Source organism: Kitasatospora sp. NPDC048715 (genome assembly GCF_043198905.1).
In the GTDB taxonomy this organism is placed as follows: Bacteria; Actinomycetota; Actinomycetes; order Streptomycetales; family Streptomycetaceae; genus Kitasatospora; species Kitasatospora lactacystinica.
In genome coordinates this window covers 277,412-302,071 of record NZ_JBICVH010000014.1, presented here as the reverse complement: position 1 = coordinate 302,071, position 24,660 = coordinate 277,412, and the positions used below count along the sequence as shown (strand labels likewise).

Here is a 24,660-nt window from a genome sequence, read left to right as displayed (position 1 = left end):
TCGGTTCCGAACGGTTTGGGGCGGTCTCGTGCGATGTCGGACGGCTGTGGCGGGTGCCCGGGCGGCGGGCGCCCGGGCGGCCCTCCCGGCGCGCGTCGCCGGCCGGGGTGCGCCGAGGGCGGCGGGGGAGCCGAGAGTGGCGGGGGGCGTGTTGCTCCCCGCCCTCCTCGGTGCGCGGGTTGCGCTACCGGGCGGCGACCGGCGGGCCGTCGTCGCCCTCGGTGCCGCCGCCACCGGGCCGACCGTCCCGGCCGGACGAGCCGCCGCCGGGTCCCCGGGCGTACACCGTGAAGGAGGTCAGGCCGGCGGGCAGCGCCCAGGCCCCGGCGCTCCGGATGGACACCCTGTAGCGGTGCGGGCCGTCGTCCCGCTGGACGGGTGCGGCCTGGGCGGCCGTCGCAGCCAGTGCCGCGACAGTGGAAGCGGTCGCCAAAAGGCCTTGTCGGAAGAGCTTTTGATTGATCGTCATTCATGCGATGGTCTGGAACTCCGGCGGCCTGGCGGCGGCTTCGACCCGTATTCACGCGAACGGGTGGTCGCGATCCGGCCGAGTTCGCGGCGGCCCCCGCCGACCCCCCGCCGACCCCTGGCAGACCCCCACCGACCCCCCGGCGACCGCCGATGTGCCCCCGACGGGTCGCCGGGGGAGGCCGCCGGAGCTCCTCCCTCGATCGGGGGAGGGCGGGGGCGAGGAGGCCGGTGATACTGGCGAACATGATCAAGGGAATGCGGTTGCTGCTGCGCAGGTCGACCTACACGGGGGTGCTGTTCGCGGTACTCGGAGCGCTGGCCGGGCTGCCGGTGGCGATGGTGGCGCTCGGGATGACGCTCGGGGTGTCCGGGCGGCCGGACACGGTCTGGCTGGCACTGCCGCTGTGGGCGGTGCTGCTCGCGGTGGCCGGGCTGCCCCGAGCGGTGCGCCGGGTGCTGGCGGCGGGCGCGCGGCGACTGCTGGGCGTCGCGGTGCCCACCCCGGTGAAGGGGGCCGCGGCGGAGCGCTGGCGGACGCCGGCGTTCGTGGTGGCGCACGTGGCGCTCGGGTGGACGGTGCTGATCGGCGGCAGCACGTTCCTCGTGATGGGGATGACGCTGCCGGGACGATGGGTGGAGGGCTCGGCCCGGGTCAGCCTCTTCGGCTGGGGCGCGGACGTGACCGGGGTCTGGTCGTGGGTCATCGGGGCGCTCAGTCTGGTCCTCGGGGCAATGCTGCTCGCCGGGGCGTCGGGGGCACTGCGGTGGCTGGCGCCGCGACTGCTCGGACCCTCGCCCGCCGAGCGGCTCGCCCTGGCCGCCGAGCGGGAGCGGCTGATGGCCGAACGCAACCGGCTGGCCCACGAGTTGCACGACTCCATCGGGCACACCCTGACCGCCGCCACCATCCAGGCGGCCGTCGCGGGCGAGGTGCTCGCCGACGACCCGGCGGCGGCGCGGGCCGCCATGCGCAGCATCGAGGAATCGACCCGGGCCGCGCTGGAGGACCTCGACTACGTGCTCGGCGCACTGCGCGAGGAGCAGACCGGCACCGCCCCGACCCGCACCCTCGCCGACCTGCCCGAGCTGATCGACCGGCTGCGGCACGCGGGCGCCGTCGTGGCACCGCGGACCACGGGGGACCTCGCGCAGGTGCAGGGCACCCTCTCCCGGGCCGCCTACCGGATCGTCCAGGAAGGGCTGACCAACGCGCTGCGGCACGGCAACGGCGGGCCGATCGAGCTGCGGGTGACGGCGGGACCGGAGGAACTGGAGCTGACCGTGGTCAACGGGACGGCGGGCGCGGCCGGCGGACCGGGCGCCAGCGGCTTCCCGACCTCCGGGCACGGCCTGCCCGGGCTGGCCGAGCGGGTGCGGCTGCTGCACGGCGAGTTCGAGGCCGGCCCGGACGGCGAGGGGCAGTGGCGGCTGGCGGTCCGGCTGCCGATGCGGTGGTCGGCGTGAGCGGCGCCGGCCCCGACGCGGGCGCGCCGTCCGACGTCACCGTCCTGATCGCCGACGACGACCCCCTCACCCGCAGCGGCCTGGGCACCCTGCTCGGCGCCCAGCCCGGCATCACGGTGGTCGGGAAGGCCGCCGACGGCGTCGAGGCGGTCGAGCAGGCCCGGCTGCTGCGGCCGGACGTGGTGCTGATGGACGTGCGGATGCCGCGCCGCAACGGCATCGACGCCACCCGCGAACTGCTGCGGGAGCACGCCGACCCGCCCAAGGTCGTGGTGATCACCACCTTCGAGAACGACGCCTACGTCACCGCCGCGCTGAGCGCCGGCGCCAGCGGCTTCGTGCTGAAGCGGCGGCCCGTCCCGCAGATCGCCGAGGCGGTGCGGGTAGCGGCGGCGGGGGAGGCGGTGCTGTTCCCCGCCGCGCTGAGCCGGATGGTCGCGGCCCGGCCGCTGGACTCGGCCGAGGCGCTGCCCCGGGCGGCGCTGACCGGGCGGGAGGAGGGCGTGCTGCGGCTGATGGCGACCGGACTGTCCAACCCGGAGATCGCGCAGGCGCTCGCCGTCAGCCAGGAGACCGTCAAGACGCACGTGGGGAACGTGCTGGGCAAGCTCGGCGCGCAGAACCGGACCCACGCGGTGGTGATCGCGTACGAGAGCGGGCTGGTGGTGCCGGGGCTGCCGGGGGCGTAGCCGGCGGGGCGGGCGGGGGCACGGCCCCAGGGCGGCGCGGCCCCGGAGCCGCCATGGCCCCGGAACCGCGACGGCCCCGGAACCGCGACGGCCCAGAGGGCCGCTACCGCACGGGGTCGATCGGGGTGAGGGTGCCGAGGCGGTCCTCGACGGCCTGGGCGGCGGCCAGGCACAGGTCCTCCCGGAAGGCGCGGCCGACGAGCTGGACGCCGGTGGGCAGGCCGTCCGCGGCGAGGCCGGTGGGGACGGCGACGGCCGGCACGCCGACGAAGCTGGTCACCGAGCAGAGCCGCATGGCCGAGTCGACCCGGTCGCGGCCCGCCTGGTCCCGGGACTCCAGTCCGGGCTCGACCGGCGGCTCGGTGAACACCGGGCCCAGCAGCAGCGGGTACTCGTGCAGGAACTCCGTCCAGGAGCGGCGGACGCTCATCCAGACGCTCATCAGCCGGATCAGGCCGGGGGCGTCCACGGGCCGGGCACCGCGCATCATCAGCTCGATGTAGCGGTCGCCGCCCTCGCCGAGCAGTTGCCGCACGACGGGCCAGCTCGGCGCGAACTCGGTGACGGCGAGGCGGTGGTAGGCGTCGAGCGCCTCCTCCATCCGCGGGACGTCGGGGACCTCCCGGACGTCGTACCCGGCGTCGCGCAGCGCGTCGGCGGCGGTCTCGACGGCGCGGCGGACGGTGGGGTGGACCCCGTGGCCGCCGTGGCTGCCGTGACCGCCCGGATCGGCGACGACGGCGACCTTGACCGGGCCGGCGAGCGGTTCCCCGTACAGCGGGACGGGCACGGCGCGCGGGTCGCGCGGGTCGGTGCCCGCCAGCGTCTCGTAGGCGAGCCGCAGGTCGGCGACCGTACGGGCCAACGGGCCGTCGGCGACCAGGACCTGGGAGGCCGGGCCGGGGTCGTCCGGGCCGATCAGGCGCTGGTCGGCGGGGAACCGGCCGGTGGTCGGATTGAGGGCGGCGACCCCGCAGAAGGAGGCGGGGACGCGGACCGAGCCGCCGGAGTCGTTGCCGAGCCCGAGCGGGGCCATGCCGGCGGCGACCGCCACGCCGTCCCCGCCGCTGCTGCCGCCGGGGGTGCGGCCCGCGTCCCACGGGTTGCGGGTGTCGCCGTACAGCTCGCTGCGGGTGTGCATCCCGGCGAGGATCAGGGTCGGCAGGTTGCTGTGGCCGATCGGGATCGCCCCGGCCGCGCGCAGCCGGGCCACCGGGACGGCGTCGGCGGCGGCGGTGTGGTCGCGGAAGCGCGGGCTGCCGAAGGTGGTCGGCACGCCGGCGATCGGGGTGCACTCCTTCACGGTGAACGGCACGCCCGCGAGCGGACCCAGTTCCTCGCCCGCGGCCCGGCGGCGGTCGGTCTCCCGGGCGGCCGCGCGGGCCCGGTCGGCGAGCAGCTGGGTGACGGCGTTCAGGTACGGGTTGACCTCGGCGATCCGGGCCAGGTGGTCGTCCACCACGTCCAGTGCCGACACCTCGCCCTTGCGCACGGCGGCGGCGAGTTCGACGGCGGACTTGCTCCACAGGGGCATGGGAGTTCTCCTCGGCTCTCCTCGGCCTGGTTCCGATGCGACCGCATCGGAACGGAATCACCATAGTCCGGAAACCGATACGCTTGCATCGAATAAAACGGTGCCCAGCGGTGCCCAACAGTGCCCAGCGGTGCCCAGCGGTGACCGACGGTGACCGACGAGGACCGAAGAGGACCGAAGGAACGCGGAGGGAGACCGGGGATGCCCAAGCAGGTGGACCACGAGGGCCGGCGCCGGCGGATCGCCGAGGCCGTCTGCCTGCTGGTGGACGAGCACGGGCTGGAGGGCGTCACCCTGCGGGACGTCGCCACCCGGGCGGAGGTCTCGATGGGAGCCGTCCAGCGCTGCTTCCGCACCAAGGAGGAGATGCTGCTGTTCGCGCTCGCGCACGTCGGCGAGCGGGTCACCGAGCGGGTGCGGAGCCGGCTCGCGGCCGGCCCCGCGCAGTCGGCGGCCGGCGAACTCGGGCTGGTGGCGGGCGAGGTGGCGCTGCTGCGCGAGGAACACCGGGCCGAGGCCAGGATCTGGCTCGCCTTCGTCGCCGGGGCCGCCGTCAACCCGGCGCTGGCGGCGACCCTGCGCAGCAGCTACGCGGCGCTGGAGGAACTGATGGTGCGGCTGGTCACGGAAGCCGTCGGCGGGGCGGCCGTCGGCGGATCGGTGATCGGCGGGGCGGCCGCGGGCGGGGCCGTCGTCGCACGGACCGAGGCCCGCGCGCTGCTCGCCCTCGCCGATGGGCTCACCACGCACGTCCTGGTCGGGCACCGGACGGTGGGGGAGGCGGAGGAGGTCCTGCACGCGCACCTGGCCGGGCTCTGGGCGCGCTGCTGACCGGAGGCCGGACCGTTCGCCGAACCGATGAGATGATCACCGTGCCAAGCCGTCGGCAGCACGGAGGACAGGAATGGCGGGCAGGACGGCGGGCGCCACGGAGCAGCGCCGGTTCACCGACCCCGGGGCCAAGCTGTACGACTTCGCCGACGAAGTGCTCGTCCGCTGCCCGAAGTGCGGCGGCTGCGCCCTCGTCCTCGCGCGGCCGGGCGACGCGTGCGAGCACCGGTGGATCGGCGGCCGGGAGTAGACCCGCCTGCGGCTGAGGTGCGGCTGCGGACACGCCGTGGACGCCTTCCCGGACCACCTGGCGTTCGGCGGCCCCGTCGACCCGTACTTCCGACTGCCGCTCTGGCTGGACGCGGACTGCTGCGGCCGGCGGCTGTGGGCGTACAACCCCGCCCACCTCGACCTGCTGGAGTCCTACGTCGGGGCCGTCCTGCGCGAACGCACCGCGGTCCCCGGCTCGCTGAGCCTGGTCGCCCGGCTGCCCGCCTGGGTGAAGTCGGCCAAGCACCGGGACGAGGTCCTGCGGACGATCCGCCGGCTGCGCGCCACCCTGCCGCCCGGCCACCTGCCCGGCCGCTGATCCGTCGCCCGCTGATCCGTCGCCCGCGGATCCTTCGCCCGCTGTTGTCGCCCCCGTCACCGTCCAGTCCGTGGAAGGCCGGCGAACGCGGCGGCCGGGTGGGGCAGGATCGGGCCCGACGTCACCGGAGACGCCTGTCGGACACTCGTGTTGGGAGAGCCTGCCGTGACCGCTGTGGAGATCCCGGGATCCAAGTCCATCACCGCCCGGGCCCTGTTCCTGGCCGCCGCCGCCGAGGGCGTGACCACCCTGCGCCGCCCGCTGTCCTCGGACGACACCGAGGGCTTCGTGCAGGGCCTGGACACCCTCGGGTACCGGATCGAACGGACGGCCGACACCTGGCGGGTGGAGGGCCGCCCGTCCGGGCCCGCCGTGCCGGACGCCGAGGTGTACTGCCGGGACGGCGCCACCACCGCGCGCTTCCTGCCCACCCTCGCCGCCGCCGGCCGCGGCACCTACCGCTTCGACGCCTCCGCCCAGATGCGCCGCCGCCCGGTCGCCCCGCTCACCCGGGCGCTGCGCGAGCTGGGCGTGGACCTGCGGCACGAGGGGGCCGAGGGGCACCACCCGCTGACGGTCGTCGCCGACGGCGTCCGCGGCGGTGAACTCACCCTGGACGCCGGGCAGTCCTCGCAGTACCTGACCGCGCTGCTGCTGCTCGGCCCGCTCACCCGGGACGGCCTGCGGATCACCGTCACCCGGCTGGTCTCCGCCCCGTACATCGGCATCACCCTGGCGATGATGCGCGACTTCGGGGTCGAGGTGAAGCGGGAACGGACCCCCGCCGGCGAGGTGTTCGAGGTGCCCGCCGGCGGCTACCGGGCCGCCGACCACCCGATCGAACCGGACGCCTCCACCGCCAGCTACTTCTTCGCCGCCGCCGCCCTGGCCGGCCGCGAGGTCACCGTCCCGGGCCTCGGCCGGAACGCGCTCCAGGGCGACCTGCGGTTCGTGGACGTGCTGCGGCGGATGGGCGCCCGGGTGGACGTCGGCGGCGACCGCACGACCGTGGCCGGCGACGGCCCGCTCGGCGGAGTCACCGTCAACATGCGGGACATCTCCGACACCATGCCCACGCTCGCGGCCATCGCCCCGTTCGCCACCGGCCCGGTGCGGATCGAGGACGTCCACAACACCCGGGTCAAGGAGTGCGACCGGCTGGAGGCCTGCGCCGACAACCTGCGCGCGATGGGCATCACCGTGGCCACCGGGGACGACTGGATCGAGATCCGGCCCGGCACCCCGCGCCCGGCCGAGATCACCACCCACTCCGACCACCGGATCGTGATGTCCTTCGCCGTCACCTCGCTGCGCACGCCCGGCATCACCTTCGACGACCCGGGCTGCGTGCGGAAGACCTTCCCGGGGTTCCACGAGGCCTTCGCGGAGCTGCGGGCGGCCTGGGGGATCTGACCCCCGCCGGCCGCGCGGCGCCCCGGCGCCGCCGGTCGCCCGCCGGAATCCCGGTTGCCCGCCGGAATCCCGGTTGCCGGGCGGCGGGCCCGGCGGCGAGGATGCCGTTCGTGTCCGAGACGGTTTTCGAGACGGAGTCAGACGGGCCCGAGCTGCGGCCCTACCCCAAGATCCCCGCGCGCGGCCGCTCCGGCGGGCCCGGCAGCCGGGAGTGGACCGCGGCCGAGAAGGTGCACGGGGCGCACTTCGCGGTGGTCTGCGAGGGCGGCTCGGTGCGGGCCGCGAAGCGGCGTGAACTGCTGGACGACGAGGGCCTGGACGCCTTCTTCGGCGTCAGCCGGATCTGGCCCGAACTGTCCGTCGCGGCGGCCAGGTTCGCCGCCGCGGTGCGCGGGACCCGGGACGGTGCCGCGGTGCGCGGGGACGGCGCCGCCGCGGTGACGATCTACGGCGAACTGGCCGGCGGACGCTACCCGCACCCCGGGGTGCCCGCCGCCCCCGGGGTCGACCCGGTCCAGACCGGCGTCTGGTACGCCCCCGGCCTGCGCTGGCTGCCCTTCGACGCCACCGTCGAGACGGCCGAAGGCCGCCGGTGGATCGCCGACCGCACCCTGCGCGCGGCCGCGCGGTCCGCCGGGCTCACCTGCGTGCCCCTGCTCGGGCACGGCCCCCTGACCACCCTGCACGACCTGCCGGTGCGCTACCCCACCCGGGTGCCCGCGCTGTTCGGCCTGCCCGAGCTGCCGGACAACCTCGCCGAGGGGTACGTCCTCAAACCCGCCGGCGAGTGGCACGAGTCCGGCCCGGCCCGTCCGCTGGTGAAGGTGAAGCAGCAGGCCTTCGCCGAGGACGACCGCTACGACGGCGCCCGCCCGTACCTCCCCCCGCCCCGGGGCGCGGCCGGCGTCCCGGCCTGGCTCCTCGTCCAGGCCTCCGCCCTGCTCACCCCCGCCCGGGCCGCGGCCGCCGTCAGCAAACTGGGGCCCCGTACGGTCGAGGACGCCGTGGCCGAGGAGATCGCGGCGGACGTGGCGGAGGAACTCGCCGAGGCCGTGGGCGGGTTGGAGGCGGACGTGCTGGCCGCACTGCGCCGGGCGCTCGCACCGGGCGCGCGCACGCTGGCGTCCTTCGACGCGCAGGACCGGCGCGGCGCCTGAGCGGGCGGGCCTGACGGCGCGCGGCGGGGTCGAGGGCGGGTTCAGGCGGTGTCCAGGAGGCTTCCACGTCCGGTGGGAGGGGCCCATCATGGGCTCCCGGTTCCGGCAGAACCGCCCCGACACCGACCCGCCACCGCCCGACACCGTTCCGGGCCGCCCTCAGGAGGCAGAAGAGATGACGATCCCACCGCCCGTCCGGATCCAGGCCGCCGTCGTCCGCGCCGCGTACGCCCTGCCGGAGGGCCTGCGGCGGGCCATCGCGGGCAAGCCGGTGGTCCGCGACGGGCAGACGCTCGCGCTGGACGCGCAGTTGATGCTCAAGCTCCAACGGCTGTCCGGGGCGGCCCTGGTGATGCCGGGCGGGGTCGGGTCGTCGCGGGCCGCGATGGAGCACGCGCGGCACCTGGTGGGCGGGCCGCAGGACCGTGCGGTGGCCGCGCGGAGCGTCGGCATCCCGCGGGAGCACGGCGAGCTGGCCGCCACGCTGTACACCCCGGACGGGCTGGCGACGGGCTCCGGCCTGCTGGTCTTCCTGCACGGCGGGGGCTGGGTGGTCGGCAGCCGGGCCAGCCACGACCACGTCGCCCGCTTCCTCGCCCGGCGGGCGCGGGTGCGGGTGCTGTCGGTGGAGTACCGGCTGGCGCCCGAGCACGTGTTCCCGGCGGCGGCCGAGGACGCGCTGGCCGCCCTCGACCACGCCCACGCCGAGGCGGCCGACCTGGGCGCGGACCCGGAGCGGATCGCGGTCGGCGGGGACAGCGCGGGCGGCAACCTGGCCGCCGTCGTCGCCCAGCAGGCCGTCCGGCGGGGCGGGCCCGCCCCGGTGTTCCAACTGCTGCTCTACCCGGCGACCGACGCCTCGGCCCGGCGCCCCTCGCGCGGGCTGTTCGCCGACGGGTTCTTCCTGACCGACGCGGACATGGACTGGTTCGCCGACCGCTACGCGCCCGCGCCCGCCGACCGCACCGACCCGCGGCTGTCGCCGCTGCTCGCCGAGGACCTGACCGGTCTGCCGCCCGCGTACATCGGCACCGCGGGCTTCGACCCGCTGCGCGACGAGGGCGAGGCGTACGCGCGGGCGCTGGAGGAGGCCGGGGTCGCGGTGCGGCTGAGCCGGCAGCCGGACCTCATCCACGGGTACGCCAACTACCTCGGCATCGGGGGCCGCTTCCGGGAGGCGACGGCCGAGGCGGCGGAGGCGCTGCGGCAGGCGATCGGCGAGGCGTAGCGCGTACGGCGCGGGGGCGCGGCCGGCGCACGGAGGGTACGGCGCAGCAGAGAGTACGGCGAAGGGCGGGCCCCGGCGGGCGGGTTCCGCCCTTCGGCGCGCGGTGGGACGCACCCGGGACGGACCCGGGATGGAAAGGGGGCGCGAACCGTACGCCCGCGCGCCGGGTCGTTGCCGCACAGGGGGTTCTCGGCGACCGGCTCTTATTGTACTGTCCGTCTAATAAGCGGGTGAGCGGGAGCCCGCGGAGACAGGCACCTGGAGGCAGCTATGGCGCTCACCCGGCAGACGGGGCACGGCCACACCGAGGCCGACGACGACGTCTCGAAGCGGCTGCTGGAGTCGGCCGCCACCCTCTCCTACGACCCCTCGACCGAGATCGACTGGGACGCCCCCCTCCCGGAGGACCACTACGGCCTCAACCCGGAGTGGAGCACCCTCTACGGCACCCGGCTGTGGGACGAGATGACCGAGCGGCAGCGGGTCGTGCTCACCCGGCACGAGGTCTGCTCGATCATGAACACCGGCATCTGGTTCGAGATGATCCTCCAGCAGATGGTGCTGCGCGACCAGTACCTCAGGAACCCCGCCGACGCCGCGTTCCAGTTCGCGCTCACCGAGATCGCCGACGAGTGCCGCCACTCGATCATGTTCGCCCGGGCCTGCGCCAGGATGGGCGTCCCCGCCTACCGTCCGCACAAGCTGATCGCCCAGGCCGGCCGCGCCTTCAAGGCGCTCGCCAAGGGCGAACTCGCCTACGGCGGCATCCTGGTGGCCGAAGAGGTGCTCGACGTCATGCAGCGCGACTGGATGCGCGGCGAGAACGTCCTGGAGATCGTCCGCGGCACCTCCCGGATCCACGTGGTCGAGGAGTCCCGGCACATGAAGTTCGCCCGGCAGGAGATCCGCGAACGGATGCGCCACGCGAGCCCCGCCCGCCGGCGCGCCTCCGCCACCGGCATCGCCGTGGGCGCGTACGTCATCGTCACCAGCATGGTGCACCCGGGCGTCTACAAGGCCGCCGGGCTCGACGTGCCGCGGGCGCTCGCCGAGGTGCGGGCCAGCGAGCACCGCAAGGCGATGATGCGCACCAGCTCCCGGCACCTGATGGCCTTCCTCGCCGAGACCGGACTGCTCACCAGCCGCTCGGCGGCCGTCTACCGCCGGGTGCACATGCTCTGACGGACCGTCGCCACCACGCCGCCCCATCCCCCCACGCGCAGCGAGGACCCCACCCGGCCATGGCCTACGCGATCACCCAGACCTGCTGCAACGACGCCTCGTGCGTGTCCGTCTGCCCGGTCAACTGCATCCACCCGACCCCGGACGAGCCGGAGTTCGGCACCACCGACATGCTGTACATCGACCCGCGGGCCTGCATCGACTGCGGCGCCTGCGCGGACGCCTGCCCGGTGGACGCGGTGTACCCGGTCGACCGGCTGCGCGGGCCCGACACCGTGTTCGGCGACCTCAACCGCGACTGGTTCCGCGACCACCCCAGTGACCACGCCTGGGGCGCGCCCAGCTTCCCGCGCAGCCTGCCGGACGAACTCGGCGCGCTGCGGATCGCGGTCGTCGGCACCGGCCCCTCCGCCGGGTACACCGCGCAGGAACTGCTGCGCGGCACCAGCGCCGAGATCACCATGATCGACCGGCTGCCGGTCACCGGCGGCCTGCTGCGGCACGGCGTCGCGCCCGACCACCAGTCCACCAAGCGGATCGCGGAGAGCTTCGCGAGCGTCTTCCGCGACCCCCGGCTGCGGATGCACCTCAACGTGGAGATCGGCACGGACCTCACCCACCAGGAGCTCGCCGCGCACCACCACGCGGTGGTGTACGCGGTCGGCGCGGCCGCCGACCGACGGCTCGGCGTCCCCGGCGAGGACCTGCCGGGCAGCCTGCCCGCGACCGCCTTCGTCCGCTGGTACAACGCCGAACCGACCGTGCCCGCCGACGCGGTGGAGCTGTCGGCCCAGCGCGTGGTGGTGATCGGCAACGGCAACGTCGCGGTGGACATCGCCCGCATCCTGCTCACCGACCCCGACCGGCTCGCCGCCACCGACATCGCCGACCACGCCCTGGCCGCGCTGCGCCGCAGCCGGGTCCGGGAGGTCGTGCTGCTCGCCCGGCGCGGGCCCGGACAGGCGGCGTGGACCAGGGCGGAGTTCCTGGCCCTGCGGCAGCTGCCGGGCGTCGAGGTGGTGGTCGAGGACCACCCGGAGGTGCGGGCGGCGATCGAGGCGGCGGGGGCGGAAGCGGGATCGGGATCGGGGTCCGGCGCGTGGTCGGTCGCCGGGTCGGGCGCGGCGGCGGGAGCGGGGCTGCTCGCCGGGCTGCCGCTGGTGCCGTTCGACGGGTCCGCGGAGCCCGGGCCGGGGCGGCGGATCGTGCTGCGGTTCCTGTCGGCGCCGGTCGAACTCTCCGGGGACGGGCGGGTCGAGGCCCTGACCGTCGAGCGGACCGCCCCGACGGCGGACGGCCGGGTCCAGGGCACGGGGGCGAGGGACGTGCTCCGGGCCGGGCTGGTGGTGCGCTCGATCGGACACCGGGGCGTACCGCTGCCCGGGCTGCCGTTCGACGAGCGGGCCGGGACGGTCGCGCACCGGAACGGGCGGGTCGTCGACCCGGCGACCGGCCGGCCGCTGCCGGGGACGTACGTGGTGGGCTGGGCCAAGCGCGGGCCGTCCGGCGGGATCGGCGCCAACCGGGCCTGCGCGCGGGAGACCGTGGACGCGCTGCTGGACGACGCGGCCGCCCGGGCGCTGCCCGTCCCGGGGGCGGGCCGCAAGGACTTCGAGCGGCTGGTGCGCCGGCGGCGGCCGGACGCGGTGGGGCTGCGGGAGCTGCGGGCGGTGGAGCGCGCGGAACGCGAGCGGGGCGAGGCCGAGGGGCGGCCCCGGGTGAAGCTCGCCAGCGTGCCCGAGCTGCTGGCGGCGGGTCGGCGGCGGTAGCGGGAAGCACCCGGGGCCCGGGCGGGAAACCCGGGAGCCTCGCCGGGAAGAACCCACGGGCCGTGCCGGGAGAATGGGGAGGGCACGACGTGCGCAGGAAGTCGGGTGGGCCGACTTCCTGCGCACCCGGCCGCGCTCCGCAGGGGGTTGACCTGCGGAGCACCGGGTTGACCCGACCGTGTCCCGGTGCGGGCGGGGCGCGTTGGGTGGGTGTGAGTGGATTCGGGTGGCTGCCGGTGCCGGAACGGCAGCCGAGTGAGGAAACGATCCTGCGCGGCACTCCGGACAGGCCGCCGGAACAGCCGTCGCCACCCGCGACGACGGAGCCGCGGGTGCCGACGGAACGGCCGGTGACGGAGCCGCGGGTGACGGAACGGCCGGTGCCGGAACCCGGCCCGGAAGCGCCCATCTACGCCGAGCTGGCCCGGCGCTGGCAGGCCGAGGGGCGGGCCGTCCCCGGGCTGCCCGATCCCGTCTGGGAGTCGCTGGCCGCACCGGCGGCCCGGGACCGGCCGGCGGTCCCCGGCCCGGGCCGGAGCCCCGAGCGGAGCCCTGCGCGGGGCCCGGGGTGGAACCCGGGGTGGAACCCGGCCGCGGGCCCGGAGTGGAGTCCGGGGCCGGGCCCGGGGCACTGATCCACTCGGCCGGATCGCCGACACGCGCGGCTACCCCGACGGGGGAACCGTGCGGTCGTCGGACTATCCCAGAAGAGTGCTCCTCAGCCAGGGGACGATCAGCGCCATCGCCTCGTCGAACCTCGAAATGGCGCAGTGCCCGGTGTCCGGGATCAGTTCGACCCGGGTGTCGCGGCGGCCGGCGAACACCAGGGTGTCGTGCCGTGGGACGTGGACGTCGTCGGCACCGTTGAGCACCAGCATCGGCGCCTGGTCGTCCCGGTCCAGCAGCGGGCGCAGGCCGAAGGAGGCGAAGGCCCGGCCCAGGGCCGCCCGGTCCGGTGCCGCGTCGAAGCCCAGGGCGTTGCCCACGATGCCGTCCATGCCGAAGTCGAAGCCGCGGTCCGGGTCGAAGGAGTGCTCGACCGGGCCGCCGAGCACCACGGCCGCGTCCACGGCGCCGGTCAGCCCGGTGCGCGCGGAGTAGTAGCCGCCCATCGAGATGCCGAAGTGGCCGACCAGGCCGTCGCCGAGCGTACGGGCGAAGGCGATCAGGCCCTCGATCACCTCGGTGCCGCCGTCCGGGGTCATCGGCAGGTGGGAGGTCTCGCCGGTGCCCGCGAGGTCGAACAGCAGCAGTCGGACCGGCAGGGCGAGCGCGAGCTGCTCCCACATGCCGTGCAGGTCGGTCTTCCAGGAGTCCACTCCGCCGCTGGCCAGCACCACCGGGGCGTCGGCGGGCAGGCCGGGCGCGGCCATCAGGTGGACCGGGACCGCGGCCTCGCCGCCGCGGTGGGGGACGGTGAGCGTGCGGCGCTCGACGTCGACCGGGAAGCCGGGCGAGGCGAGCAGGTACTGCTCGACCTGGCGGGCCAGCGCGGTGCGCTTCGGCGCGTCGGCGAGCGAGGGGAACTTGGCCCAGCCGTACGCCTGGGCGGCCTGGCGGTGGCGCCCGGCGCCGGCGTGCCGGGCGGCGAGGGCGGACCACTCGTACACCCAGCCGCCGGGCCGGTCGGCCCACATGTCGGTGACGGCCGCGCGGACCGCGTCCACCTCGGCGGCGGGCAGGCCGAGGGTCATCTGCGGGTAGCGCTCGACGAACAGGTCCTGCGGGTCCAGGGGCCAGGTGAAGGACATGGCGATGCCTCCTGTCGCTCTTAAAGCCGGAACTCTTGCATTAGCGACTATGCGCCGGAGGATCGCTTAATGCAAGTGCTCCTGCGTTAAGGTGGTGGCGAGGTGATCGACACATGACCGAGGAAGAGCCGGACCCGATCCGCCGCCGTCCGGGCGGCCGGGCCGCCCGGGTGCGCCGGGACGTCCTGGCGGCCGCCATGGAGGCGCTGGCCGAAGGGGGCGTCGCCCGGCTCACCATCGCCGACGTCGCGGCCCGGGCCGGCGTCAACGAGACCACCGTGTACCGGCGGTGGGGCAGCCGGGAGAAGCTGGTGCTGGACGCCATGCTGACCGCCAGCGACGAGGGCATCCCGGTCCCCGACACCGGGGCCGTCCGCACCGACCTGACCGCCTTCGCCCGCGCGCTCGCCGCGTACCTGGCCACCCCGCTCGGCCGGGCCGTGGCCCGCGCGGCCGCCCTCGGCTCCGAGGACCCGGCCCTCGCCGAGGCCTGGCAGGTCTTCTGGGACTCCCGCCTCGCCCAGGCCGGCGCCGTCGTCCGGCGCGCCGTCGACCGCGGCGAACTCCCGGCCGGCACGGACGCCGACCTCGCCCTGGAACTGCTCAGCGCACCCCTCCAGGCCCGCGCCCTGCTCGGCCACCGCGAGATCGGCCCCGAGCTCCCGGAGCGCCTCGCGGACCTGATCCTGGACGGCCTGCGGGCCCGGGACCGGCGCACGGAGGACGGCGGCTAGCGCACGCAGCAGGGCGGCCGGCGCGCACAGCACGGCGGCGCCCCCGGCCGGGGAGGCAGGGGGCGCCGCGAAGGGGTGGGGGCCGCCCGGGTCAGCCGACGTCCCGGGCGGTGGAGCCCGGCGACTCCAGGTTCCAGGTGACGATCCGCCGGGGGTGCACCCGGATGACGTCCCGGCTGAACAGGTCGGGCGCCACCGGCGGGACGTCCACGGCGAGCACCTCGGCCCGGCCGCGGATCTCCACGCCGCGCCCCCAGCCGCCCGCGACCGGATCGTCGGCGGGCGCCAGGTCGTCGATCAGGACGGAGACCTCGGGGCGGTCCCGGGCGTTGCGGTACTTGCGGCTGAGGGCGTTGTCCGGCCCGCCGATGTCGATGGTGCCGTCGTCGTTGAGCCGGAAGCCCACCGGCCGGACCTGCGGGGAGCCGTCCGGGCCGAGGGTGGCCAGACGAGCCAGCGGTTGGCCGGTGAGATAGCCGCGCTCGCGTTCGGTGAAGTAGCTCATGCGGCCGAGGCTAGGACCTCAAGCACCCGTCAGGTCAAGGACGTTCGGCGGCGCGCCCGCGCTCCTGCCAGGACCGCTTCAGCTCCGCCCAGCGGGCCGCCTGCTCGGGTGTCAGGGTGCCGCGGAGCTCGGCGAGCTTGAGGAGCTGGGCCTCGGCCTCGGCGCCCAGGGGCTGGGCCTCGGCCCGGTAGTGGTCGGTGAGCAGGGCGTCCAGTTCGGGGCGGGTGAGGGCGGGGTCGAGGCGCTGGGCGAGCTTGGCCATGTTGCGGTAGGAGCCCTGGAGCAGGAAGGGGGGCTCGGTGCGGGTCCGGTCGTCCTGGGCGGCGGAGGCCAGGTAGGCGCGGTTGACGGCCAGGACGGTGGAGCGCAGGTGGAGCAGACCGGCCAGGACGGCGGTCATCCGCTCGACCTCGGCGGCGGGCCAGGCGCCGGCCAGGGTGCCGCCGGGCACGCCGCCGGCGCGGGCGAGCAGGGTGTCGAGGTCGGCGCGCTCGGCGGTGGCCAGCGGGGCCAGGTGGGGGCCGGCCGGCAGGGCGTTCTCGACGAAGCTGAGCGCGAAGAGGTCCTCGCGCCCGGCGACGGCGTCGCCGAGGTTCCACACGTCGGCGCGGTTGGCGAGCATGTCGGGCAGCCGGAAGAGGCGGCCGGACTCGGTGTACGGGTTGGCGGCCATGACCACGGCGAAGCGCTTGCCGCGCAGGTCCCACTCGCGGGCCTCGCCGTCCCACACGCCGTCGATCCGGCGCTGGGCGTCGCACAGCGGGATGAAGCGCTGGAGGAACTCGGGCGAGGTGTGCTGGACGTCGTCCAGGTAGAGCAGCACGTTGTCGCCCGCGTGCAGGGCGAAGTTGAGCTTCTCGACCTCGCGCCGGGAGGTGGCGTCGGGGGCCTCGGCCGGGTCCAGCGAGGTGACCCGGTGGCCGAGCGCGGGGCCGCTGACGGAGACCAGCAGCAGCCCGAGCCGCTCGGCGAGGTACTCGACCAGGGTGGTCTTGCCGTAGCCGGGCGGGGAGACCAGCAGCAGCAGGCCGCTGCGGTCGACCGGCCCGCCGGCGGCGGCCGTGCCGAGCTGCTTGGCGAGGTTGTCGCCGACCAGCGGCAGGTACACCTGGTCGATCAGCCGGTTGCGGACGAAGCCGTTGAGCGGGGCGGGCCGGTACTGGTCCAGCCGCAGCCGGGCGTGCTCGGCGGCCAGCAGTTCGCCCCGCAGTCGCTGGTAGGCCCGGTGGCCGGGCACCTCGACCTGCTCGAACTCCCGTACCTTGGCGAGCAGTTCGTCCAGTCGGAGGTCGAGCGCCCCGCCCGCGAGCCGCGGGTGGTCGCCGAGCAGTCCGGTGATCCGGGCGCCCACGGCCCCCTCGGCGGGCCGGCGCGGCAGCGACGGGCAGAGCAGGACGGCGGCCGCTTCGGCGAGGTCGGCCGACTCGGCATCGGCGGTGCCCGACTCCAGCCAGGCGGTGGCCAGTTGGCGTCGTACGGGCAGCAGTCCCGGCTCCTCGGGCAGTGCGGCCAGCGCCTCGGTGAGGCCGGCCGACTCGGGTGCCGCGCGGAACTTGTCGACCAGCGCGGCGGCGCCCGGGGAGTGGGCGAAGCTGGGTGCGGCGGCGGCCAGTTCGGCCACCAGGTAGGGGCCGGAGGGCTCCGCCCCCGGAACGAACTCCGAAACGGCGGCGGAGAGTTCGGCCTCCAGTGCGGCCAGCGCCGCCAGCGCGGCCGACGCCGGTGCGCCACCGAAGGCGTCCCGGGCGAGGCCCAGCGAGCGGGCCCGGGTGTGCCAGAGCAGCCGCTGCCGCTCGTCGGCGCCGTGCGCCCAGTACAGCTGGGCGGCCGCCCGGGCGCCCGCCGGGTGCCGCAACAGCCCGGCCCCGGCGCCGAGCCGGAGCAGGGCGCGGAGCAGCAGCGCGGCGTCGTGGTCGTGCACGCCGCGCTGGTAGCCCTCGTCCGGGCGCTGCTCGGCGGCCCGCCGGACGTACTCCAGCAGCTCGCCGTCGGTGCGCGGCGCCCCCGCCTCGGCGGCCGGCAGCAGGCTCGCCGCGAGGTACTCGGCGCGGTACAGCTGCGGGGTCTCCGAGGGCAGCGGGCGGTCCCAGTACCGCTCGGTGGCGGCGAAGGCCGGGTCGGTGACGGGGGAGCGGTAGTCGGTGCCGGTGAGCGTGAAGGCGGGGCGTCCGCGCCAGGGCACCAGGGCGAGTTCGGGCCGCCGGGTGGTGACGGCGAACAGGTGGCGGCCCAGCCGCAGGGTGCCGGGGCCGTCCCCGGCGAGTTCGGCGCGGTCGCGCAGGGCCCGCTGGGCGCGGCCGCGCGCCGCGCGCAGCCGTCCGGTCAGCTCCTCGGCCCGGACCCGGTCGCCGAGCGCGGTCAACTGCCCCGCCAGGTCGCGGAGTTTGACGGCGGTCGGGTCGGCGGCGAAGGCCGCCTCGATCTCCTCGGCGGTGTCCAGCGCGGCCAGCCGGCGGTGCAGGGTGTCGAGGATGCGCCCGGCGGAGGCGACCAGCCGGTCGGCGCGCCGGGCCCGCTCCTCCAGCAGGTGCTGGCGGCGGGCGGTGAGCGCGTCGTGGATCTCGGTGCGCCGGGCGGTGAGCTGCTCGCCGAGGGCCGGGTCGGCGTCGGCGAAGCGGGTCTCCAACTGCTCGATCCGCAGCAGCAGCCGGCCGAGCTGTTCGTCGCAGGCCTCGGGGGTGTCGGCGGCGGCGAGCGCGGCGGTGGTGGCCTGGCCGAGCAGGGCGGTCTCGGCGGCGAACTCGGCGGCGGCCTCGCGGGTGCGCAGCTCCCGGCGGCGCACGGTCAGCGCGGACCGGGCCCGGTTGAGCAGCCCGAGCACGTCGGCGAGCCGGTCGAGGATGGCGGTGCGGGTGGTGGCGTCGGCCAGATCGAGGGTGCCGACCAGCTCCGAGACGGTCTGCAGGGCCTCGCTCTGGGCGGCCAGTTCGAGACCCAGCGGTTCGGCCTCGGCGGCGGTGGCGATCGCGGCGCACCGCTCGGCCAGCTCGCCCGCCCGCTGCCGGTGCGGCTCGAAGGCGGTCGGCTCGGCGAGCTGGACGACGGCGCGGTCGGCCGCCCGGGCCAGACCCTCGGCGAGGTGCGCGGCGAGCGCGTCGATCCGCGGTGCGTCGGCGCGCGGCAGGTCGCGCAGCGCCTCGACGCGGCCCTGGGCGCGGCGCAGCCCGGCCAGCCGGTCGACCCACTCGGCGGCGTCGGCCAGGGTCTCGCCGCGGGCGGTGCGCAGCAGGCCCTCGACGTGCTCAGCGGTCTCGTCGGCCCGCCGGGCGGCGTGCTCGGTGAGCTGGGCGACGGCCTCGTACTCGGCGACGACCTGCCGGGCGGTGTCGCGGATCTCGGCGAGCGGCGCGGCGAGGTCGCCGAGGCCGCTCTGGCCGAGCCAGTGGTGCCGGTCGGCGGTGCGGGTGCAGGCGGCGAGGACGGCCCGGTGGCCGGCCGGGGTGTCGGCGCCGGCCGCGGCCAGCCGGGCCAGGGCCAGGCAGTCGGCCAGGCCGCGGACCAGGTCGGCGTTGCCGATCCGGGCCAGCGGCCCGCTGCCGGGCGGCTGTTCGGCGGCGAAGCGCTCGCTGGTGAACGGGGTCTGCCAGAGCTGGACGGGGTGCAGCCGGGTCGGCCCGTCCTCGGCCGGGCGCAGCGCGATCAGGGTGCCGTCGGCGAGCAGCGCGTAGCCCTGGCAGGGCAGGGGCGCGGCGGCCTCCTGGCGCACGCTGTTGTACGGCTGGAGCAGGGCGCGGCCGTCGGCGGGGGAGCGGAACTCGTACAGCACGTCCTCGCCGTTGGGCGACAGGACGGTGCGCTCGTACACCAGGCCGTCGACCGGCTGGTCGAAGACGCGCACGGTGCCGTCCACCAGGTGGCAGCCGCCGGGGAAGGCCACGCCCTGGTCGGCGGGCAGCCGCAGGCAGGCCTGGCCGAGCGCGTCGATCCGGGTGACGGCGCCGGTGGGCAGGTGGACCACCAGGTGCCGGTCGGTCTCCTCCTGGTACGGGCGCACCCGCACCAGCAGCAGGGTGCCGAGCCGGGCGTGGGCGATCCGGGCGTCGGCGAGGGTCTGCAGGGCCTCGGCCAGCGGCTCGCGGTGCAGCTCCCGGCCGTCCGGGGCGGCGATGGTCAGCCGGCCGCCGTCGACGCCGACCAGCAGCTCTCCGGCCAGGTCCGCGCGGGGCGGGCGGCCGGGCCCGGCGGGCAGCTGGTCGTCCCGGGTGACGGCGGTCCAGGGCAGCTGCTGCCCGTCGGCGGGGACGTGGTCGCGCTCGCCGCGCCCGTCCAGGTAGGACGGCTGCGCGTCGTCGGCGGGGCCGCCGTCGAGGCGCCAGCGCAGCACCCGGACGTCGGCGGCGGCGGGGCCGGTGCGGAAGACGGCGAGCAGCCGGCCGTCCACCGCGCGCAGCCGCTCCAGCCGGGCGTCGCGGAAGTAGCGCCGCAGATCGGCGAGGTCCTGGCGCAGCCGCGGGTCGTCCAGCAGGGTGCCCTCGGCGGGCGCGGGGGAGAGGTCGGGGTGGTGCAGGCCGAAGACGTCGTCGAAGTCCCCGGCGCCGTCCGCGGCCTCGACCGGCCGGGTGCCGAGCAGCAGCAGCCCGCCGACGGCGGTGAGGTCCTGCGGCAGGCAGGACCGGGCGGTGGTCAGCCGCCCGGTGCCGGCCAGCCGCAGCTCCCCGCCGCCGAACTCGTCGACCCGGCGGGCGTTCAACGCCTGGGCCCGGTCGGCGAGTTCGGCGGCGGCTCGGGCGAGCCGGTCGCGCAGGACCTCGTAGGTGCCGGCGTCGAGCCGGGCGTCGAGGGCGTCCACGGTCACGGTCACGTTCCTCGGTCGGGTCGGTTGGGTCGGGCGGATCGGGCGGTTCCGGCGGATCGGTCGGATCGGTCGGGTCGGATCGGTCGGGCCGGTCGGGCCGGTCGGGCCGGGCGGCGGTTCGGAACGCCCGGTCGCTCAGCGGGTCACTTGGAGCCGTTGGCCGAGGCGAGGCCGCCGGCCAGGACCCCGAGCGGGGTCTCCGCGACGCCCAGCTGCCGCGCCGACTCCAGCAGCCGGCGCAGCTGCCCGGCCTGGTCGCCGGCGCCCGAGCCGATCAGCTTCATCAGCAGGGCGGAGACCGTCAGGTTCTGCACGTCCGCCGTGGAGACCGAGGAGAGCACCCTGGTGAGGTCCTCGGTGAAGCTGGCCCGCCCGTCCAGCCAGGGCCCGGCCAGGGTCTGCGCGGTCTGCGAGTGGCCGACGAAGGCGTCCAGGCTCTTGCCGGCCGACACCGACTGCACCAGCCGGTCGAAGAAGACCGAGTCCCCGCCGACGATGTCGATCTTCGCCTTCTCCAGCCCGGCCGCGACCAGCGCCGACTGGGCCTCGGCGATCTGCCGCTGGGTGTCCAGCCCGGCCAGCCGGACGTCCTTCTCGGCGGCCAGCCGCAGGCGGTACTCCTCGTGCCCGCGCGAGGCCTCGTCCAGCTTGGCCATCGCCGCGGCCTTCTCGGTCAGGCCCTCGGCCTCGGCCTTCAGCCGGCCGCCGACCTCCAGCGCGGCGGCCTTGGCCTTCTCGACCTGGACGACGGCCTCGGCACGGCCGACCTTCTCCACCGCCGCGGCCTCCTGCTCGCGGACCTGGACCCGGGCCAGGCCCTCGGCGGCGGCCTCCGCCCGGATGCCCTCGGCCATCCGGATCTTGGCGGCCGCGTCCAGCTCGGCGGCCCGCTGCCGGGCCTCGGCCAGCACCAGCGCCTCGCGGGCCTTGTGCGTGGCGGCCTGCTCGGCGGCCTCGGCGGCCTTGATGTCCTTGACGAGCTTCTCCTGCGCCTCGGCCTCGGCCTGGATCACGACGGCCTTGCGGACCCGCTCGGCCTCCTCGGTGGCACGCAGCGTCTTGACGGCCTCCTCCTGCTCGGCGACGGTCCGGTCCACCGCGACCCGCTCGCGGACCACGTCGGCGACCTCGCGCTTGGCGGACTCGACCTCCTTCTCCTTGGCGATCGTGGCGAGCTGGGTCTCCCGCTCGCGGCCGACGACCTCCAGCAGGCGGTCCTTCTCGATCCGCTCGTTCTCCACCGCGATCACCCGCTCGCGGTTCTTCTGCGCCACCGCGACCTCGCGGGCCTGGTTCTCCCGCTGCACCCCGAGCAGCTCCTCGGTGCGCAGGAAGGCGGTCTGGGCGTTGAGCCGCTCCTCCTCCTGCACCCGGGCGATCACCGCGTCCTCCTTGGCCCGCAGGGTCTCGATCTCGCGGCGCTGGCGGATCTCGGCGTCGGCCTGCCGGCGCTCCAGCTCCAGGACGGCCTCCCGGGCGTCCACGTTCTGCCGGGTGATCTCCTTCTGCTCGTTGCGCTGGTACTCGTTGGTGCGCACGTGCTCGATCGCCGTCAGCTCGGTGATCTTGCGGATGCCCTGGGCGTCCAGGATGTTGTCGGAGTCCAGCTGGCTCATCGGGGTCTGTTCCAGGTGGTCGATGGCCGCGTCCTCAAGGGTGTAGCCGTTGAGGTCGGTGCCGATGACCGCGATGATCTGGTCCCGGAACTCGTGCCGGTGGGTGTACAGGTCGGTGAAGTCCAGCTGCTTGCCGACGGTCTTGAGCGCCTCGGCGAACTTGACGGCGAAGAACTCCTGGATCGCCTGCGGGTCGCTGGCCCGGGCGGTGCCGATCGACTGCGCGACCTTGATGACGTCCTCGACGGTCTTGTTGACCCGGACGAAGAACGAGATCCGGATGTCCGCGCGGATGTTGTCCCGGCAGATCAGGCCGTCCCGGCCGGCCCGGTGGATCTCCACCGTCTTCGCGGTGATGTCCATCAACTCGGCCTTGTGGAGCACCGGGAGGACGATCGCGCCGGTGAAGGTCACATCCACCTTCTTCGTCCGGGAGACGATCAGTGCCTTGCCCTGCTCGACCTTCTGGAACAGACGGCCCACGAACAGCAGCATGGCGAGCACGATGAGCAGCACGACGGCGACGAGCACGCCGAAACCCACGGCGATGGTGTCCATCACGGAGTCCTTTGACGATGGCGAGTTGGTGCGAAGGGAAATGCGGTGGGAGTGGAAGGAACAGGCTGACCTGGCGTCAGCGGGCAGGCGTCAGTGGACGGCCGGCGGGTCGAAGGGCGCCACCAGGAAGTGCTCGCCCTCGGCGTCGTAGTCGAAGATCAGGGCGGTCCGCCCGGCCGTCAGGGCCGGTTCGGGCGTCGCCGTACGGACCTGGACGGTCGCGGTGGAGCCGTCCTCCGCGGTGACCTCGGCCTGCCCGAAGTCGGCCGTCACCCGGCCGGTCCGGATCACGCAGACCCGGCCGACGAAGTCCCCCCGGGTGACCGGCCGGTCCTGCGGGAACAGCCGCGACAGCGGCCGGACGAGCACCCGGGTGCCCGCCCAGGAGGCGACCAGCGCGACGACGAACACGCCGCCGCGCGCCGGTGCCCCCGAGGTGAGGACGGTGCCGGCCAGGCTGACGAACCAGGCGATTGCGACCAGCAGCGACACCGCCACCGTCACGGGCACCCCGCCCAGCCCCAGCGCGTCCAGCACGCCCGTGTGGTGGCCGGCGCCCTGCCGGCCGGACCCGTCGTCGGCGCCGTGCCCCCCGGCACTGTGCCCCCCGCCGCCGTGCCCCCCGTGTCCGAGGTGCCCGGCGTGCCCCCCGTGCCCGGCACCCAGGTGGTGCCCCGCGTGTCCGACGTCCACCTGGTGCCCGCCGCCGTGCCCCCCGTGCACGGCGCCCGGAACCAGGCCGCCGAACAGCATCAGCAACCAGTACCCGACCACCACCACCAGCGCGAAGCTGAACAGCGCCGTCGGGAAGGCCAGCGCGGCCGCGAAGAATCCCCCCATCCCGGCCACGCTCCCCCGCCTTCCCAGCGGCGCCGCGCTTCGGCGCCGGGGAGATCATGACAGTGCCGCGGCCCCCCGCACATTGCCAGGATCCGGCAATCTTTACGCCCTCTTGACACCCTGGTACGCACGGCCCGCGTGACACTGCAACAGCTCGGCAACAGGACGGCCGCCGGACGGTTCCGGAGCCGCCCCGCGGGTTTGGGGCGGCGGGACTCCCGTGGCGGGACCGCGGCGGTCGGATCGCGCACTACGGCTGTGGTGCCGCGCACTACAGCCGTCGTGCCGCGCACCCGCGGCGGTGGTGCCGCGCACTACAGCCGTCGTACCGCGTACTACAGCGGTTGTTCCGGCCAGTTCAGCAGCCGCGCACCCATCGCCGCCGTCTCCAGGGTGAAGCGCTGGAGCGCGTCCCCCGGGTCGTACCCGGTGAGCGCCTTGATCCGCTCCAGCCGGTAGCCCAGCGTGCGCACGCTCAGGCCCAGCCGGCGCGCCGCCTCCGCGTTCACGTACGCGGCCTCCGCCTGCACCGCGATGGTGTCCAGCAGCGGACGGGCGCCGCCGCGCGCCTCGGTCAGCGGGCCGAGCACGCTGCGCACCAGGTCGGCCATGGCGGCCCGGTCGCGCATCAGCACCGGGAAGACCAGCAGCTCCTCGGCCCGCAGCTGCCGGGCCGGCAGGTCCAGCCGCTGCGCGTAGTCCAGCGCGTCCAGCGCCTCCTCGTAACTGCGCAGCACCCCGCTCGGCCCCGAGTGCCGGCGGCCGGTGGCCACCCGCAGCACCGGGCGGTAGCCGGGGCCGGGGCGCAGCGTCAGCTCGGCGAAGGCCTCCAGCACGGCCCGCTCGGAGTCCGGGGCGATGCACACCAGCCGGCCGTCCTTGCTGGCCAGCAGCACGTCCCGCTCGCCGAACCGCCCGGCCAGCTCCCGCTCCACCCGGTGCACCAGCGGATGGACGTCCGCGAACGGCTCGTCGCCCACCGCGACCGCCACCGTGTACGAGCCCGCCAGCCGCAGCCCGAACCGCTCCGCGCGCTCGGCCAGCAGCCCGAGGTCGCTGCGGCCGAACAGCAGGTCGTCGATGAACTCCCGGCGGGCCGCCTCCTCCTGGCGGACGGCCAGGCGCTGGGCCCGCTCGTGGCCCTCGCCCAGCGCGGCCAGCGCGGCGTCGGTGGCGGCGAGCACCGCGTCGCCCGTGCGGCGCAGCTCGGTGACGCTGCTCGCGGCGGCCGTCCCGGGCAGGGTCTGCCAGGCCCGCCGGGCCGCGGCCAGACACTGCGCCACCACCTCGCGCAGCCCGTACCCGGCCTCGGCGCAGTGCTCGCCCAGCTTGCGCAGGCGCTCCAGCTCCTCGCGGCGCGGCAGCCGCCCGGTGCGGGAGACGTCGGCGAGCAGGACGAGGTAGACCTCGGCCAGCTCGCCGGGTATGTCGTAGTCGATCTCCTCGATCACCGTGCTCTGCCCGCCCCCGTACGGCCTGGTGTTTCGGCGCTGAATTTATCAGGGGCGCTCCGGCCGGGGACGGGCGCGGCGGC

General features: G+C 75.9%; 19 protein-coding genes. 11 read left to right on the top strand and 8 right to left on the bottom strand.

The genetic code is table 11. From position 1 onward, the window contains the following. Window positions 1-184: 184 nt before the first annotated feature. Window positions 185-469, bottom strand: coding sequence for a hypothetical protein (locus tag ACGFSC_RS26240; protein ID WP_359913581.1), 285 nt, complete (start codon window positions 467-469; stop codon window positions 185-187). 245 nt (window positions 470-714) lie between these two features. Between ACGFSC_RS26240 and ACGFSC_RS26235 the strand changes: the two genes are divergently transcribed. Both ACGFSC_RS26235 and ACGFSC_RS26230 read left to right on the top strand, forming a co-directional pair. Next, complete coding sequence (locus tag ACGFSC_RS26235; RefSeq protein WP_359913584.1) at window positions 715-1,935, top strand: histidine kinase; 1,221 nt, start codon at window positions 715-717, stop codon at window positions 1,933-1,935. After that, complete coding sequence (locus ACGFSC_RS26230; protein WP_380358134.1) at window positions 1,932-2,624, top strand: response regulator; 693 nt, start codon at window positions 1,932-1,934, stop codon at window positions 2,622-2,624. Before ACGFSC_RS26235 ends, ACGFSC_RS26230 begins: the two co-directional genes overlap by 4 nt. Before the next feature lie 103 nt (window positions 2,625-2,727). Here the strand turns inward: ACGFSC_RS26230 and ACGFSC_RS26225 are convergent, their stop codons facing one another. Beyond that, window positions 2,728-4,158, bottom strand: a complete 1,431-nt coding sequence (locus ACGFSC_RS26225) for an amidase (RefSeq protein WP_359913590.1) — start codon at window positions 4,156-4,158, stop codon at window positions 2,728-2,730. A 201-nt stretch (window positions 4,159-4,359) separates the two neighbouring features. Between ACGFSC_RS26225 and ACGFSC_RS26220 the strand changes: the two genes are divergently transcribed. The 8 genes from ACGFSC_RS26220 (at window position 4,360) to ACGFSC_RS26185 (ending at window position 12,327) form a co-directional block, all read left to right on the top strand. Beyond that, window positions 4,360-4,989 carry a TetR/AcrR family transcriptional regulator gene (locus ACGFSC_RS26220; RefSeq protein WP_359913593.1) on the top strand — a complete coding sequence of 210 codons (630 nt, stop codon included), beginning with the start codon at window positions 4,360-4,362 and terminating at the stop codon, window positions 4,987-4,989. Between the two features lie 73 nt (window positions 4,990-5,062). Then, the gene (locus ACGFSC_RS26215) at window positions 5,063-5,239 is read left to right on the top strand and encodes a hypothetical protein (RefSeq protein ID WP_359913596.1); all 177 of its coding nucleotides are present in this window, start codon (window positions 5,063-5,065) and stop codon (window positions 5,237-5,239) included. A gap of 36 nt (window positions 5,240-5,275) precedes the next feature. Next, the gene (locus ACGFSC_RS26210) at window positions 5,276-5,578 is read left to right on the top strand and encodes a hypothetical protein (RefSeq protein WP_359913599.1); all 303 of its coding nucleotides are present in this window, start codon (window positions 5,276-5,278) and stop codon (window positions 5,576-5,578) included. Window positions 5,579-5,743: 165 nt separating this feature from the next. Next, window positions 5,744-6,991 carry a 3-phosphoshikimate 1-carboxyvinyltransferase gene (gene aroA, locus ACGFSC_RS26205; protein WP_359913602.1) on the top strand — a complete coding sequence of 416 codons (1,248 nt, stop codon included), beginning with the start codon at window positions 5,744-5,746 and terminating at the stop codon, window positions 6,989-6,991. A 110-nt stretch (window positions 6,992-7,101) separates the two neighbouring features. Next, complete coding sequence (locus ACGFSC_RS26200; RefSeq protein WP_359913603.1) at window positions 7,102-8,148, top strand: RNA ligase family protein; 1,047 nt, start codon at window positions 7,102-7,104, stop codon at window positions 8,146-8,148. Between the two features lie 175 nt (window positions 8,149-8,323). Then, window positions 8,324-9,376, top strand: coding sequence for an alpha/beta hydrolase (locus ACGFSC_RS26195; RefSeq protein WP_359913606.1), 1,053 nt, complete (start codon window positions 8,324-8,326; stop codon window positions 9,374-9,376). Window positions 9,377-9,646: 270 nt separating this feature from the next. Continuing rightward, window positions 9,647-10,558: a diiron oxygenase gene (locus ACGFSC_RS26190; RefSeq protein WP_359913609.1), complete on the top strand. Its 912-nt coding sequence runs from the start codon at window positions 9,647-9,649 to the stop codon at window positions 10,556-10,558. A 59-nt stretch (window positions 10,559-10,617) separates the two neighbouring features. Further along, window positions 10,618-12,327, top strand: coding sequence for an FAD-dependent oxidoreductase (locus ACGFSC_RS26185; RefSeq protein ID WP_359913612.1), 1,710 nt, complete (start codon window positions 10,618-10,620; stop codon window positions 12,325-12,327). 698 nt (window positions 12,328-13,025) lie between these two features. Here the strand turns inward: ACGFSC_RS26185 and ACGFSC_RS26180 are convergent. Beyond that, a complete protein-coding gene (locus ACGFSC_RS26180) occupies window positions 13,026-14,078 on the bottom strand; it encodes an alpha/beta hydrolase (protein ID WP_359914925.1) in 1,053 nt (350 codons plus the stop codon). Window positions 14,079-14,191: 113 nt separating this feature from the next. On the opposite strand from ACGFSC_RS26180, the gene ACGFSC_RS26175 reads away from it, so the two are divergent. After that, the gene (locus ACGFSC_RS26175) at window positions 14,192-14,812 is read left to right on the top strand and encodes a TetR/AcrR family transcriptional regulator (protein WP_359914928.1); all 621 of its coding nucleotides are present in this window, start codon (window positions 14,192-14,194) and stop codon (window positions 14,810-14,812) included. Window positions 14,813-14,903: 91 nt separating this feature from the next. Here the strand turns inward: ACGFSC_RS26175 and ACGFSC_RS26170 are convergent, their stop codons facing one another. From ACGFSC_RS26170 to ACGFSC_RS26150, 5 genes are all read right to left on the bottom strand, one after another. Next, window positions 14,904-15,317: a PPOX class F420-dependent oxidoreductase gene (locus tag ACGFSC_RS26170; RefSeq protein ID WP_359914931.1), complete on the bottom strand. Its 414-nt coding sequence runs from the start codon at window positions 15,315-15,317 to the stop codon at window positions 14,904-14,906. Window positions 15,318-15,351: 34 nt separating this feature from the next. After that, complete coding sequence (locus ACGFSC_RS26165; RefSeq protein ID WP_359914933.1) at window positions 15,352-20,112, bottom strand: DNA repair ATPase; 4,761 nt, start codon at window positions 20,110-20,112, stop codon at window positions 15,352-15,354. A 143-nt stretch (window positions 20,113-20,255) separates the two neighbouring features. Beyond that, window positions 20,256-22,286 carry a flotillin family protein gene (locus tag ACGFSC_RS26160; RefSeq protein ID WP_359914936.1) on the bottom strand — a complete coding sequence of 677 codons (2,031 nt, stop codon included), beginning with the start codon at window positions 22,284-22,286 and terminating at the stop codon, window positions 20,256-20,258. Window positions 22,287-22,376: 90 nt separating this feature from the next. After that, complete coding sequence (locus tag ACGFSC_RS26155; RefSeq protein ID WP_359914939.1) at window positions 22,377-23,126, bottom strand: hypothetical protein; 750 nt, start codon at window positions 23,124-23,126, stop codon at window positions 22,377-22,379. A gap of 335 nt (window positions 23,127-23,461) precedes the next feature. Continuing rightward, entirely contained in the window at window positions 23,462-24,577 is a 1,116-nt protein-coding gene (locus tag ACGFSC_RS26150) for a helix-turn-helix domain-containing protein (RefSeq protein WP_359914942.1), read from the bottom strand. Window positions 24,578-24,660: the final 83 nt, after the last annotated feature.